This window comes from Rathayibacter sp. VKM Ac-2759 (assembly GCF_009834225.1).
Taxonomy (GTDB): domain Bacteria; phylum Actinomycetota; class Actinomycetes; order Actinomycetales; family Microbacteriaceae; genus Rathayibacter.
Genome location: NZ_CP047176.1, coordinates 3,241,049 through 3,254,211, shown reverse-complemented (window position 1 = coordinate 3,254,211; position 13,163 = coordinate 3,241,049). Strand labels below are relative to the sequence as shown.

Genomic DNA, 13,163 nt, shown 5'->3' with positions numbered 1-13,163 from the left:
AGGCATATAGTCAGCCGGCTGACTAAAAGAGGAGCGGCGGATGCGCAACCGCAAGTGGATCGGGCTGGTCGTCATCAGCCTCGGCGTGGCGACGATCATCGTCGACTCGACCATCGTGAACGTGGCGATCCCGTCGATCGTCGCCGATCTGGGCATCACCTCGACGCAGGTGCAGTGGGTGCAGGAGTCGTACACGCTCGTCTTCGCCGCCCTCCTGCTCGCGTTCGGCACGCTCGCCGACCGGTGGGGCCGGCGCCGGATGCTCGTCCTCGGCGTCTCGCTCTTCGCCCTCTCCTCGATCGCGGCCGCCGCCGCTCCGACCGGCGATCTGCTGATCCTCGCGCGGGTGGTGCAGGGCGTGGGCGGCGCGATGGTGCTGCCGTCCACGCTCTCGCTGATCAACGCCACCTTCCGCGGGCGCGAGCGCGCCGTCGCCTTCGCCGTGTGGGGGTCGACGATCGGAGGCATGACCGCCGTCGGTCCGCTGCTCGGCGGCTGGCTCACCACCGACTTCTCGTGGCGCTGGGCCTTCGGCATCAACATCCCGCTCGGGATCGTCATCGTCGTCGGCGCCCTGCTGTTCGTCGACGAGTCGAAGCAGGCCGACGGCCGCCGTGTCGACCTCGTGGGCGCCCTGCTGTCGGTCGTCGCTTCCGCCTCGCTCGTCTTCGCGCTGATCGAGGGCCGCACGCTCGGCTGGTGGGGCGTCGACGAGCGCCTCTCGATCGGCGGCTGGAGCTGGCCGCTCGACCTCTCGCCCGTGCCGATCGCCTTCGCCGTGGCGGCGCTCGCCGCCGTCGCGTTCGTGCTCTGGGCCCGGGCGCGCGAGCGGGCCGGCCGCTCGGCGATGCTCGCACTCGAGCTCTTCAGGCTGCCGTCGTTCCGCAACGGGAACCTCGCCGCGATGATCGTCTCGCTCGGCGAGTTCGGCATCATCCTCGCCCTGCCGATCTGGCTGCAGAACGTGCTCGGCTACTCGGCGGTGCAGACCGGGCTGGTGCTGATCGCGCTCGCGCTGGGCTCGTTCGTCGCCTCCGGCTTCGCGGGCGCCTACGGCAACAGGGTCTCGCCGGTGCTGATCGTGCGCGTGGGCCTCGCGGCCGAGATCATCGGTGTCGCAGGGATCGGGGCGGTGATCTCGGACTCGACCCCGTGGTGGGCGCTCGTGCCGCTCCTCGCCGTGTACGGCTTCGGCGTCGGGCTGGCGACCGCCCAGCTCACCGGAGTCGTGCTGCGCGACGTCCCGGTCGAGCGGAGCGGTCAGGGCTCGGGCACGCAGTCGACCGCGCGCCAGATCGGCTCGGCGCTCGGCATCGCGGTGCTGGGGACGGTCCTCTACACCTCGACCGCAGGGGTCCTCACGGCCTCTCTCGAGGAGCAGGGGCTGCCGGCCGAGCAGGTCTCGAGCACGGTCGACGCGGTCGTCGACTCCTCGGGCGCCGCGATCGCGGGGCTGGCCGCCTCCGACGCCACCGCCGAGGTCGCGCGCGCCGCCGGGGAGGCGTTCTCCGACGGCACCCGCTACGCCGCGTTCTCGGCCGCGGGCTTCCTCGCGATCGGCTTCGTCGCGACCCTGTCGCTCGGCAGCGGGCGCACGGAGGAGGTGCCGGCGGGCGGCCCGGCTCGGGACGACCCGGCGCCGATCAGCTGAGCGGAGCCGAGTCGTCGGCCGTGAAGACGATCTTGCCGTGGGCGGTGTCGGTGCCGGCCGCTCGGCGCTCGAGCACGGCGACGATCTCCTCGAGCGGATGCACGGCGCCGGCCAGGGGGCGCAGGTCGCCGGAGGCGGCGAGCGAGACCGCGCGTCCGATCCGCTCGGCCGTGGCCGGGAGGAGCAGGTTCTGCACGCGCGGGCGGTCGCGGCGGACGACGCTCGCCGCCTGGGCGCCGAGCGCGGCTCCGCTGGGCACGAGGGTCGCGTAGCGGCCGCCGTCGGCGAGCAGGATCGCGGCGTCGGAGGCGGGCAGATGGCCGGAGACGTCGATCACGGCGTCGAAGCGCCCCGCGAGCACGCCCAGATCGAGCGCCCGGTAGTCGTGCGGCTCGGCGCCGAGCTCGCGCAGCAGGTCGGCCGAGGAGGCGGATCCGGTCGCCGCGACCGTGCAGCCGGCGCGCCGGAGCAGCTGCACCGTGAGGTTCCCGATGGCCCCCGAGCCGCCACCGACGAGCACCCGCTCGCCCGCCCGGACGCGGAGCGCGTCGACAGTGCCGATCGCCGTGCCGCCCGACATCGCGAGGGTGACGCCCTGGACGGCGTCGAGGGAGTCGGGCAGCGGGACGAGCGCGCTGCCCCTGGCGATCGAGGCGTCGGCGAAGGCGTCGCCGTCACGGGTCATCCCCACGACGCGGTCGCCGATCGCGAAGCCCCGGGTGCCGGGGCCGAGCGCCTCGACCGTGCCGGCGATGTCGAGCCCGAAGCCGAAGGGCCGCCGGCGGCCGAGCGTCATGATCCGGGCGCTGCCCGAGAGGATCTTCTCGTCGGTCGCGTTGATGCTCGCCGCGCGGGTGCGCACGAGCACCTCGCCGCGTCCGGGCATCGGCACCGGAGTGGTGCGCCACGACAGCACGTCCGGTCCGCCGAACCGTTCGTATCCGAGTCGTCGCATGCTGCTCCCGTCGCCTGCACCGCTGTCGCGGCTCTTCATCGAGCCTAGGCGGTGGTGCGGGAGGCCTCGCTGTCGACCCCTGCGGGGGAGGGGAGCGCCGGTGCTACCGTGCCCCCATGAGCGCAGACACGAGTCCCGAGTTCTCCGGCTGGAACGGCGAGGGCCAGAGCGGAGCGGATCCGAGCGGTGCGGGCCCGAGCAGCGTGGCCGGCCCCGACGACGTGCAGCCCGCCGGCGCCGAGGTCGAGGAGAACACGACGCCCGACGAGAGCCGCGACCCCGACCACGGCTACGACCCGATGGCCGAGAGCGGCTCCGAGAACGCGGCCGAGGACGAGGTGGCCGACTCCGAGGACGAGGAGGGACTCCTCGCTCCCGGCAGCACTGCGGAGGGCGCCGGCACCTCGCTCGGCGCCGTCCCGTCCGAGCACGAGCAGCCCCTCCGTGCCGAGGGCTCGGCCGGCCAGCTCGCCGACGAGCGCTGGCGCACCAACGGCGTCGACCCCCTCGGCTGACCTCCCGGGGTCGGCGGTCCCGAACCGCGCGTCCAGGAACTACCCCGGTCGCTCGGAGGAGTCGCTCCGGCGCGCCCCGTAGCGTGCCGGGAGCGCGGTCGGTCCGGCCGCGCGGACAGGGAGTGCCATGTCGTTGTTCCTCCATCGCACCCGAGAGGTCCGCTGGACCCCGGACGAGCGGCGGGCTCTCGCCGAGGCCGTCGCCGAGGACCGCGCCGAGCTGTGGCGCGGGATCGGCGAGCTCGACCGCACCGTCGTCGTCTCGACCGAGGACCCGGGAGTCCGCGGCGGTGCCCGCTGGCCCACCGACCACCGCGCGTTCCTCCGCGTCGACCGCGGCGCCTCCGTCGTGCTCGCGACCGACGGCCTGAGCGACCCGTTCGACCGGCTCGCGAGCCCGGGAACGGGGCTCGGGCTCGAGCTGTGCCTCGAGACCTCGGCCCTGCGCGGGGTGCCGACCGCCGAGCTCTGGAACCACTGGCAGTTCCGGCTGCTCTACGAGGCCGCCCGCCTCGCCGCCCTGCAGGGTGTCTGCTGCCGCACTGGCGTCGACACCTGCCGACTGACCGGCGTGGCGGCGCCACCGGCCTGGGCCGACGAGGACGGCGCGGTCGGCGTGCTGCTGGGCCTGCGGAACGCGGGCCTGCCCGAGCGGATGGACCTGGCGACCGGTCACGCCGAACTCGTGCCCCTCACGCCGCTGTGGCCGGAGGAGTACGCGTGGGCGAGCGTCGACGCGACGGCCCGGGCCGAGATCGCCGAGCGCCTGCGCGCGCTGCCGCACGACGAGCTCGTGCACACCGCGCGGCCCCGCGTGGTCTGAGCCTCGGGCTCAGTCGCCCTCGGGCTCCGGCCCCACGACCATCTCGCCCGTGTTGTTCGCCACCGAGACGAACTGCTCGATCCAGGTGCGGTTGAGCGCCGGGCGCTTGGCCACGTGGAAGCGGAAGTGCAGCGGTGTCGTCGGGTGGATCCAGACCGAGCTGCGGCCGAAGCCGGTCGACTCGGGCTCGGCCCACGAGAGGCTGAACGACTCGTTGCGGCGCATCTTGGTGAGCATCGCCACCTTGAGGTGCGCGAGCAGTCGATCGTCGAAGTCGATCTCGAGTGATTGCGGCCCGTAGATCAGTCGTCCCATGGACCCGAGCCTACCGATCCCCGCGCGCTCCGCACCGACGACGAACGCCCCGCCGGCCGGATCCTGGGATCACGGCTGACGGGGCGTTCGTGGAGTCCGGCGGCCCCGGAGGGCCGCAGAGCTCGAAGTCGGGGAATTACTCGCCGACGCCGCGGATGTTCGCGGCCTGCGGGCCCTTGCGACCCTGCTCGACGTCGTACTCGACGTGCTGGTTCTCGACGAGCTCGCGGTAGCCCTGCTTCGCGATGGCGGAGAAGTGCGCGAACACGTCGGCGCCTCCGTCGTCGGGAGCGATGAAGCCGAAGCCCTTTTCGGAGTTGAACCACTTAACGGTGCCAGTAGGCATGTCTTTTCCTTACGTGATGGTGACGCGGCCGGAGCCGACGTCTTCTATATTCCGCACGACTGTGCGGTACCCGTCCGCCTCCGCCCCTGCGTGGATGAATCACACGTCGGGAGGGAGTCGTACGGGTCGTTGTGGGGGCGGAGGATGCCGTTCCGCGAGGGAGCGGCAGCTGCGCGGGGGAGAACGTCCCGCGAGCCGACGGAGTCGGTGGGGCGGGGGTCGAACGAGGAACGGCGCGGCTTCCGCGGCGTCCTGTGAAGGGCGGTACCCGCGTGCGAGGCGGGCGTTCGAACCGCGGGAGCGAGGCCGTGTGACACGGTGCCTTCGATCGTCGCGGTCTCTATCAGGGGCTGAGTCTCTTCGTCGTGGTGCGACTTCTCAGCCGTGGAATTCGGGCGAGTGCCCAGGAGATGACCCCAGCCTACGGGATGGGGCGCCCCGAATGCGACCGTCCGGCGCAACGCGCCCGTCGCGCGCGCCCGACGACGCCCCGCCGCCGAGGCCGAGGAGCGCCCGGTGCTGTCGCGCGCGCCGGTGTGCCACGATGATCTCCCGTCCACCGCCTCCCGGGCCGCCGCGCCCTCGGGAGCCTCCGCCGCCGAGGTCGCTGTTGCCCGCTCCGAGGACCCTCGGCCGCTCACCCGGGGATGCGCTCCGCCGAGAGCAGGCCGACGTCGGAGTCGTGTGCGCCCGGCTCGCGGGCGGCGTCTTCACCGTCGCCTCGGCGCTGCACCTGCTCACCCTCGACGCGCCGGGCCTCCTCGCCGCGCTGCCGACCCTGCTCCTGCTCGCGGCCGCGGCCGTCGTCCTGCTCGTCGGGAGCCGGTCCGGGCCGGGCGGTGCCCTCGCCGTGATCATCGGCACCGCTCTCGGGCTCGCCGCTCTCGCCGCCTCGCTCGCCCCCGGGATCGACGGGACGATCCCCGCGGTGATCGGCGGCGTCACGATGATCGCGTCGATGGCGCTGCCGTCGGCGCTCTTCGCGATCGGAGCGGTCAGGCGGCTCCCGCTGATCGCCCTCACGGGCATGGTGCCCGTCCTCCTCCTGGCCCTCGCGGCCACCCGGGAGTCGGGCCGCGGGTTCTACGTCGCCCTCTCGGTGGTCGTCTGCTGGGCGGTGCTCACCGCCGCCGCGCGCTGGATCGCCGCGAGCGTCGAGCGCGCGCAGGTCGGCACGGCGCGGCTGCGGACCGCGCACGCCGCGGAGCGCCGTTCGAGCGAGAGCGAGGCCCGCCGCCGGTACGACGCACGGCTGCTGCACGACACGATCCTGGGCACCCTCACGCTGGTCGCGCACCGCGGCGAGGGCGTCCCTCCCGACACGGTGCAGGCGCAGGCCGCGGCCGACCTCGGGCTGCTGCGGCGCCTGGGCCGGCCGGGCGCCGACGAGGGGCGGCGGGCCGACTCCGGCTCCGGTTCCGACTCCGTCCCCCTGCCCGCCGCGTTCGCTGCGCTCGAGAGGCGCTTCGAGGCCGTCGGGCTCGAGATCACTTGGCACACGACGGGTGAGCGGGGCGCCGCGGACCGTCCGCTCGCCCCCTCCGCGCTCGACGCCCTGGTGCGCGCCGCGGGGGAGTGCCTCGAGAACGTGCGCCGGCACGCGGGCGTGCTCTCGGTGGATGTGACCGTGGCGGAGGACCACGAGACGGTCCGCGTCGCCGTCTCGGACGCGGGCAGGGGCTTCGCACCCGACGAGGTGCCGGCGGGCAGGCTCGGGCTCGCCGAGTCGGTGCGCGCGCGCATCGACGCCGTCGGCGGCGACGTCCGCGTCTTCTCCGCTCCCGGCTCGGGCACGACGGTCCTGCTGAGCGTGCCGCGATGAGGCGGCGCGAGGGCCGGGCTGGGGAGGGGACGCTCCTCGAGCTCGTCCGCGCCGCCGAGACCGGCTCGCGGACGCTCGAGTCGGTCCGTCACCGGATCACGCGGACGCACCGCCTCAGCGCGAGCTACCTGGGCCTCGGCTTCGTCGGGATGGCCGTGCTGCTCATGATCCGCGGGCTCGCCTCGTTCCTCTGGGCCCTCGCCACGCACTCGGCGACCTGGCTGAGCGGCGCCGCCTGGCTGATGGTGATCGCCGGTCTCGTCGTCGGGCCGGCCGTCGCGCTGCTCCGGCGGGGCGAGCTGCCGAGGGCGGTCCTCGTCGCGGTCCTCGCAGTGGACACCGCGGCGCTGCTCCTCGAGTTCTCCGACTTCGGCCTCACGGACCCGTCGCGGTCGTACTACCCGAGCGTCTGCGTCGGCATCGGCGCGACGCTGATGGCGCTGATCTCGTTCCAGCCGCTCTCGCGCACGTGGGCGGCGGTCGGCCTCCTGGTGGGCCTGAGCCTTGCCGGCATGCTCGCGCAGGCGCTGATCGGCCATCGCAGTCCCGGCCTGGCCGTCACCACCATCCTGCTCGCGCTCGCCCCCGTCGGCGTCTGCGTCTCGCTGCTGACGACGCTGGAGCGGCACGTGCACCGCTCGCTCGACCGCACGATCGCCGACAGCGTGGTGGACGGGCCGGGCACCGGGCCGGGGAGCCTCGCCGCCTCCGAGATCTCGCGGGTCGACGCCCGGGTCGAGGAGCTGCTCGCAGCGGTCCGCACCGAGCCGCTCGACGACGTCCTCGGCGAGCGGGCGCGGCGTCTCGGCGACGAGCTGCGCACCGCACTGACGAGGAGCCACGACCAGACCTGGCTGGGCATCGCGATCGAGGAGTCGACGCACCTCTCCGAGACCGTCTCGCTCGAGGACCCCGGGAACGCCGCCGCCGCGCTCCGCCCGCCCGATCGATCCCGGCTGCTGTCGGTGCTCTGGCTGCTCTCCGCTCCGTCGGTCGCGTCGAGGCGGCCCGCGATCGCCCTGTCGCTGTCGCCCGGGGAGGGGGCCGTCGTGACCCTCGTTCTGGAGGCAGTGGGGGTCCGGTCGCGCGACCTCGACCCGGCGATCTGGGGCATCCTGAGCGAGCTGGGCGACTACCGGGTCACCGCAGCCGGCGTGCGCACGACGCTCCGCCTCGACCACGCCGTCGCACGGAGGCCCTCATGACGAGTCACGCGGAGGAGACCGCCGCCCTCCCCGACGGCGAGATCGCTCTGGCGATCCTCGACGACCACCCCATCCTCCTCACCGCTCTGACCGAGTGGATCAACCACTCCGGAGCGCCCATCCGGGTCGTCGCGACGGCGAGCCGCTGGACCGATCTGCTCGCGCATCCCGCCTTCCCGACCGATGTGGTCCTGCTCGACATCGACCTCGGCGACGATCTCGACCTCGCGATGAAGATCCGCACGATCACGGCGGCGGGCGCGGCCACGGTCATCATCAGCACGCACTCGCAGCCCGCGACGGTCGCCAGGGCGCTCGAGGCCGGTGCCCGCGGCTACCTCGTCAAGAGCGAGCCGACGGAGGTGATCATCGACGCGATCCGCCGGGCCGCCGCCGGCGAGCGCGTGCCGACCGCGGGGGCGGCGCCGGGCGGGGCCGGGACCGCGACGCTCAGTGCGCGCGAGCGCCGGATCGTGGGCCTCTTCGTCGAGGGGATGTCGCTCAAGCAGGTCGCGACCTCGCTCGGGATCACGCAGGACGCCGCGCGCAGCTCGCTCCGCAGCGCCCGCGCCAAGTACCGCGAGGCGGGCCGGAGCGTCAGCACCAAGATCTCGCTGCGCGCCCAGGCGCGGCGGGACGGCATCATCGGGGGGCACTGACCCCCGTCGGGGTCAGACGCTCTCGCGCCGCTTCTGCCGAGCGGGCTCCGCGGGCTGGTCGGGGCCGTTCCAGATCGTGACGATCCCCCAGGCCACCGCGGCGATCGGCACGGCGAGCACCGCGCCGACGATGCCGGCCAGCACGGTGCCGACGGTCAGGGCGATCAGGACGATCAGCGGGTGCAGCTTGAGCGAGCGGGCCATCACGACGGGCTGGAGGAAGTTGCCCTCGAGCTGGTTGACGAGGATGACGACGCCGATGACGATCAGGGCGGCGACCGGACCGACTCCGACCAGGGCGACGAGCGCCGCGAGGATGCCGGCCGCCGTCGCTCCGACGATGGGGATGAAGGCGGTGAGGAAGACGACCACGGCCAGGGGGATGGCCAGCGGGACCTGGAGGATCGCGAGGGCGACGCCGATGCCGATCGCGTCGACCGCGGCGACCGTCGCCGTGCCGCGGATGTAGCCGCCGAGCACGTCGACCGTCTTGGCGCCGACGCGCTTGGCGCGGTCGTAGCTCGCGCCGGTGAAGGGGCGGAGGAGGAACTCCCAGATCTTCGGGCCGTCCTTCATGAAGAAGAAGAGGACCACGATCATCAGCACGAGGCCGGTCACGAAGTTCGCGGCGGCAGCGGCGCCGGCGAGCGCTCCGGAGCCGAAGCTGCTGGAGGTGAGGAAGTCGACGACGCTCTGGCGGGCGTCCTCGATCTGCTGCTCGTCGATCTGGAACGGCAGGTGCTGGACGTAGTCCTGCAGCGAGGCGATGCCGTCGGAGGCGCTGCTCACCAGCTCGTCCCACTGGTTGCGGACCGCGACCGTGATCAGCCAGGCGACCGCGCCGAGGATCGCGAGGAGGCCGAGGAGCGCGAGCCAGGTCGCGAGGATCGACGGCACGCCCTTCCGGCGCAGCCAGGAGAGCACCGGGTGGATCGCGGAGGCGAGGATGATCGCGATCATCACCGGGATCAGCACGATCGTGAGCTGGGTCATCGCGAACACGAGCACGGTCGCGAGCGCCAGGACGATGATCACCTGGAGGCAGCGGAGCGCGAAGCGGCCTGCTCCGTCCCGCCAGACCGTCGGAGCCGGCTCGGGCCGCGGTTCGCGTTCGGGGGTCGTGGAGTCGGTGCGGTCGAAGAAGCCCATGGGGTGAAAGGTACTGGAGGGCCCGATCGGGCGCCGTGGGTTGACGGGGTGGGCCGGGGCTGCAGAACCCGAGCCGCTCGTGCGGTCCGACGCGAGCGGTCGGAGTGCGGAATCCTTCGCCGTTCCGACGGATCACGGCGGTTCTCGACCCCCAAGCGGGGCAATGCATCGATTTCGGTTCTGAATCCATTGCTGCGGCGACTGAATGCGCACTAAGGTGCGGATGTCCATGCAGGCGCATGGGGTGCAGCACCCGAAGCCGCACCGCAGATCCGCGCCCGCTCGTGATCGCCTCGACGGCCGGGAACCCGAAACTCCCGTCCACCCGAGGACACCGCCGCGTCGAGAACCCGAAACTCTCGCGCAGCTCGATCGGGAACCCGAAACTCCCGGTGGAGCCACGGCGGATCCATCCCCCGGAACACCCGCACCCCCTGGAGTACGACCCCATGCCCACCACCCCTCTGCGGGGTGACTCCGGCGCGCTCTCCCGCGCGCCGGAGCTCTCCGCTGTGCCCTCGGGCACCTCGTCCACCGACCGCCGCTCCCTCGTCCGCGCCGCGCTCTGGAGCGCCCCCGTGGTCGCCGTCGCCTTCGCGGCGCCCGCGGCGGCCGCCTCCGCCACGGTCGCCCCGCCCGTGACCCGGGCGACGTCGACGCTCGTCTTCGACACCTGGCAGAACAACGTGCACTGGGACGGAGCCGGGCACCGCACCGGCATCGACACCCGCATCCAGGTGCAGAACCGCTACTGGACCGGCACCGGCGATCTCACGACGGTGGGCGCACCGGTTCCGACGCTGTCGGTCCGCGTGCGCTACCCGGCGTCGGCGCGCGTCGGCGCGCGCCCGGTGGCCCTGGCCGGAGACGGCTGGAGCTGGACGGCGGCGACCGCCGACGCCCGGGGCGCGGTCGAGTACGTCTTCACCTGGTCGGGCGCGGCCCTGGCGCCGTCGCGCTCCACCCCGGAGCTGACGTACACGCTGAACGCCGACGTCCCCGGCCAGGTGCAGCTCTCGGCCACGGCCACCGCACCGAACGCCGACACCGTGGCCGCCCCCTCCTGGGGCGACACCGCCTACTGATCGGCGCTGCGAGACGCCTCTCCGGTACGACGCCACCGGCGTGCCGCGTACCGGAGAGGCGTCTCGCGGGCACCCGCTAGGCCGGGACGCGCACCGTGAGCCCGCCGGGCTCGATCCAGGTGCGGAACGCCGACGTCGAGCCGAAGGGGTCGCCGTCGAGCTCGATCTCCTGAGCGCGCTCGAGGCGCACGACGAGCTCGCGTCCCTTGACGTAGCGCAGGGCCGCGACCTCCTTGGTCAGGCCCATCAGCTTCTGGCCGACGACGCCGGTGCGGCGCAGGACGCCGTTCTCCCACACCACCTTGAAGATGATCTGCACCCAGCCGAGGAACCCCTCGGGGCGCAGCAGCACGATGTCGAACACTCCGTCGTCGACCGCCGCGTCGGGCAGCAGCAGGATGTTGGCGGGCAGCGAGCCGCAGTTGCCCACGATGATCGTGTGCGCGCGCACCCTGCGGGTCTTCGCGCCGTCGAGCTGGTAGCGGAACTCGAGCTGGTTCTTGTCCAGCAGCGCCTTCCGCAGCGCGTCGACGTAGGCGAGCCAGCCGGCGCGCTTCTTCAGGTCGTCGTCGGTGTTCGCGAGCATCTTCGCGTCGATGCCCAGGCCCGCCATCACGACGAAGGCGCGGCGCTCGCGGCCCTCGCCGGTCTCGATGTCGATCATGCCGATGTCGATCGCGCGATCGGTGCCGGTGAACGCCACGGTCAGCGCGTTGTCGACGTCGTCGAGCGTCAGGTCGAGGTTCCTGGCCAGCAGGTTGCCGGTGCCCGAGGGCAGCAGCGCCAGCGACGCGTCGGAGCCGCGCAGGGCCTCGGCGACCACGCGGACCGTGCCGTCTCCACCCGCCGCGATCACCATGTCGGCGCCGGCCTCGAGCGCCTCGCGGGTCTGCCCGGCTCCCGGGTCCTCGACCGAGGTCTCGAACCACAGCGTCTCGTCCCAGCCCGCGGCCTCCTCGGCGCGCGCGACAGCGGCCTTCACGGCCTCGATGTCGACCTTGACGGGGTTGTAGACCATCGCGGCACGGCGGCGCTCAGACATCCGATCCGTCCTCGTCCTCGTCGAGGCGGCCCGGGCGCACCGCGGCGTCCTCGCGGATCTCGATGTGCGTGTCGCCGGCCTCGGTCGTCGAGACGTCGATGCGGGGCGCGGCATCGGCCTCGGTCGCCTTCGGGGCGCTGGTCAACTGGTCTCGGCGATCATCCGCCATCTGGTCGCTCATGCCTGGACGGTAGCAGCGCGCACGAGCGGTGCGCTCGGGGTTGCGCCGGGCGCTCAGCGCCCCGTCGAGCGTGCCGCCCGGAGCCCCCAGAGCACGAGCGGGATCTGCAGGGGGAGCCGCAGGAGGGTGATCGCACGGGTCCGCGGCCGCCGCGCGTCGCGGGCCATCTGCACGTTGCCGGGGAACACGGCGGCCATCAGCGCCGCGGAGGCGAGACCGCCGGCCGCCCGCGTCGGCGGCCAGAGCATCGCGGCCGCGCACGCGAGCTCGGCGGCACCGGAGGCGAGCACCCAGCCGCGCGCGGAGCCGGGCATCCCGCGCGGCACGACCGCGTCGAAGGTGCTCGGGTGCACGAGGTGCACGACTCCCGAGACCGCCATCGCCGAGGCGAGCACGAGCGGGCCGGTGCCGAGCGGGCGGACGGTCACCGGTCCTCCGCGCCGCGCTCGAGCGGAGCGACGTGGTCGAGGATCCGGCGCCACTCGCGCACCAGAGCGAGGCGTCCCGTGCCGTCGACGGTCGCGGTCCGGGCGTCGGCGAGGCGGCTCCGGTACCAGCGGCCGTCCTCCGCGCTCGCGACGGGGTCGGCGTCGCCGTGCACGATCAGGCTCGAGGCGGTCACCCGGTCGAGCTCGTCCGCCCACGATCCGTCGCGGAGCGCCACCAGATCGGTCGCGGCCCCGCCCGGTCCCTGCCGCCAGCCCTCGCCGAGCATGCGCTGCAGGCGGTTGCGCAGCCCGCCGTGGCTGGTGAGGACGGGGTCGTCGGAGTCGACGCCGAGCGAGGCGAGCCCGGGGACGTCGGCGGGGAGGGCGGCCGCGATGGCCGAGGCGTCCTCTCCCTCGAGGATCTCGCGGCGCTCCCACGCCCCGGTCGGACGGACGAGCACGCCCGCCTGCGGGGGCGCCGGGGTGCCGACGATCGCGAGCCGGTCGACGAGGTCGGGGTGCCGGGCCGCGAGCGAGAGGGCGAAGACGCCGCCCGAGCCCCAGCCGACCACGCCGACGCTGCCGAAGCGCGCGCCCTCGACCATGCGCGCGGTGCGCTCGGAGCGGCGCAGGTACTCGGCGAGGTCGTCCGCGCGGTCCTGCACGCTCGAGTGAGCGGCGTCGACCGGGTCGGAGGCGCCGTAGCCGGGGCGGTCGAGGATCAGCAGGTGCAGCCCCCAGGGGCCGGTGACCAGCGGATCGGGATCGAATCCGCCCGCGCCGGGAGTGGGGTGGCAGAAGACGACGAGTCGGTCCGCGATCGGATCTCCCGCCGCCGAGACGCCGATCCCGCGGCCGGACCGCAGCTCGAAACGGTGGTTCGCCATGTCGCCTCCCGGGTGCCGCCGTCAGTCGGCGGTGCGAGGACAGTCAAGCGGAACGCGGCCGCCTCCGAGAGGGCCTTGTGCGCTCGCCGGGCGGTACCCC

General features: G+C 73.8%; 15 protein-coding genes. 7 read left to right on the top strand and 8 right to left on the bottom strand.

The annotated features are described in order from the left end of the window. Nucleotides 1–40: 40 nt before the first annotated feature. On the top strand, nucleotides 41–1,651 hold the full coding sequence (locus tag GSU68_RS15235) for a DHA2 family efflux MFS transporter permease subunit (RefSeq protein WP_159909519.1): 1,611 nt from the start codon (nucleotides 41–43) through the stop codon (nucleotides 1,649–1,651). Here GSU68_RS15235 and GSU68_RS15230 read toward each other — a convergent pair. Beyond that, nucleotides 1,644–2,606, bottom strand: coding sequence for an NADP-dependent oxidoreductase (locus tag GSU68_RS15230; protein WP_159909518.1), 963 nt, complete (start codon nucleotides 2,604–2,606; stop codon nucleotides 1,644–1,646). The two genes, GSU68_RS15235 and GSU68_RS15230, sit on opposite strands and share 8 nt — an antisense overlap. A gap of 116 nt (nucleotides 2,607–2,722) precedes the next feature. Here GSU68_RS15230 and GSU68_RS15225 point away from each other — a divergent pair, with 116 nt between their 5' ends. Both GSU68_RS15225 and GSU68_RS15220 read left to right on the top strand, forming a co-directional pair. Beyond that, nucleotides 2,723–3,121, top strand: coding sequence for a hypothetical protein (locus tag GSU68_RS15225; RefSeq protein ID WP_159909517.1), 399 nt, complete (start codon nucleotides 2,723–2,725; stop codon nucleotides 3,119–3,121). 127 nt (nucleotides 3,122–3,248) lie between these two features. After that, a complete protein-coding gene (locus GSU68_RS15220) occupies nucleotides 3,249–3,944 on the top strand; it encodes a hypothetical protein (protein ID WP_159909516.1) in 696 nt (231 codons plus the stop codon). Nucleotides 3,945–3,953: 9 nt separating this feature from the next. Here the strand turns inward: GSU68_RS15220 and GSU68_RS15215 are convergent, their stop codons facing one another. Continuing rightward, on the bottom strand, nucleotides 3,954–4,259 hold the full coding sequence (locus tag GSU68_RS15215; protein ID WP_159909515.1) for a hypothetical protein: 306 nt from the start codon (nucleotides 4,257–4,259) through the stop codon (nucleotides 3,954–3,956). Nucleotides 4,260–4,395: 136 nt separating this feature from the next. Then, nucleotides 4,396–4,605, bottom strand: a complete 210-nt coding sequence (locus tag GSU68_RS15210; RefSeq protein WP_055786246.1) for a cold-shock protein — start codon at nucleotides 4,603–4,605, stop codon at nucleotides 4,396–4,398. Nucleotides 4,606–5,215: 610 nt separating this feature from the next. Here GSU68_RS15210 and GSU68_RS15205 point away from each other — a divergent pair. Genes GSU68_RS15205 through GSU68_RS15195 form a run of 3 tightly spaced genes read left to right on the top strand, consistent with a single transcriptional unit; the run spans nucleotide 5,216 to nucleotide 8,291 of the window. Further along, nucleotides 5,216–6,427: an ATP-binding protein gene (locus tag GSU68_RS15205; protein WP_159909514.1), complete on the top strand. Its 1,212-nt coding sequence runs from the start codon at nucleotides 5,216–5,218 to the stop codon at nucleotides 6,425–6,427. Then, nucleotides 6,424–7,632 (top strand): hypothetical protein, encoded by a 1,209-nt coding sequence (locus tag GSU68_RS15200; RefSeq protein ID WP_159909513.1) that lies wholly within the window; start codon nucleotides 6,424–6,426, stop codon nucleotides 7,630–7,632. Before GSU68_RS15205 ends, GSU68_RS15200 begins: the two co-directional genes overlap by 4 nt. Further along, nucleotides 7,629–8,291, top strand: coding sequence for a response regulator (locus GSU68_RS15195; RefSeq protein WP_159909512.1), 663 nt, complete (start codon nucleotides 7,629–7,631; stop codon nucleotides 8,289–8,291). Before GSU68_RS15200 ends, GSU68_RS15195 begins: the two co-directional genes overlap by 4 nt. Before the next feature lie 12 nt (nucleotides 8,292–8,303). Here GSU68_RS15195 and GSU68_RS15190 read toward each other — a convergent pair whose 3' ends face one another. Next, on the bottom strand, nucleotides 8,304–9,440 hold the full coding sequence (locus GSU68_RS15190) for an AI-2E family transporter (RefSeq protein ID WP_159909511.1): 1,137 nt from the start codon (nucleotides 9,438–9,440) through the stop codon (nucleotides 8,304–8,306). Nucleotides 9,441–9,889: 449 nt separating this feature from the next. On the opposite strand from GSU68_RS15190, the gene GSU68_RS15185 reads away from it, so the two are divergent. Beyond that, nucleotides 9,890–10,525 (top strand): hypothetical protein, encoded by a 636-nt coding sequence (locus GSU68_RS15185; protein ID WP_159909510.1) that lies wholly within the window; start codon nucleotides 9,890–9,892, stop codon nucleotides 10,523–10,525. 76 nt (nucleotides 10,526–10,601) lie between these two features. On the opposite strand, the gene GSU68_RS15180 is transcribed toward GSU68_RS15185, so the two are convergent. Genes GSU68_RS15180 through GSU68_RS15165 form a run of 4 tightly spaced genes read right to left on the bottom strand, consistent with a single transcriptional unit; the run spans nucleotide 10,602 to nucleotide 13,063 of the window. Then, nucleotides 10,602–11,567 carry a diacylglycerol kinase family protein gene (locus GSU68_RS15180; protein WP_159909509.1) on the bottom strand — a complete coding sequence of 322 codons (966 nt, stop codon included), beginning with the start codon at nucleotides 11,565–11,567 and terminating at the stop codon, nucleotides 10,602–10,604. Beyond that, nucleotides 11,560–11,748 (bottom strand): multidrug transporter, encoded by a 189-nt coding sequence (locus tag GSU68_RS15175; RefSeq protein WP_159909508.1) that lies wholly within the window; start codon nucleotides 11,746–11,748, stop codon nucleotides 11,560–11,562. The genes GSU68_RS15180 and GSU68_RS15175 overlap by 8 nt, the downstream gene beginning before the upstream one ends. Before the next feature lie 53 nt (nucleotides 11,749–11,801). Further along, complete coding sequence (locus tag GSU68_RS15170) at nucleotides 11,802–12,176, bottom strand: MauE/DoxX family redox-associated membrane protein (RefSeq protein ID WP_208544585.1); 375 nt, start codon at nucleotides 12,174–12,176, stop codon at nucleotides 11,802–11,804. After that, entirely contained in the window at nucleotides 12,173–13,063 is an 891-nt protein-coding gene (locus GSU68_RS15165) for an alpha/beta hydrolase (RefSeq protein WP_159909507.1), read from the bottom strand. The genes GSU68_RS15170 and GSU68_RS15165 overlap by 4 nt, the downstream gene beginning before the upstream one ends. Nucleotides 13,064–13,163 lie beyond the last annotated feature (100 nt).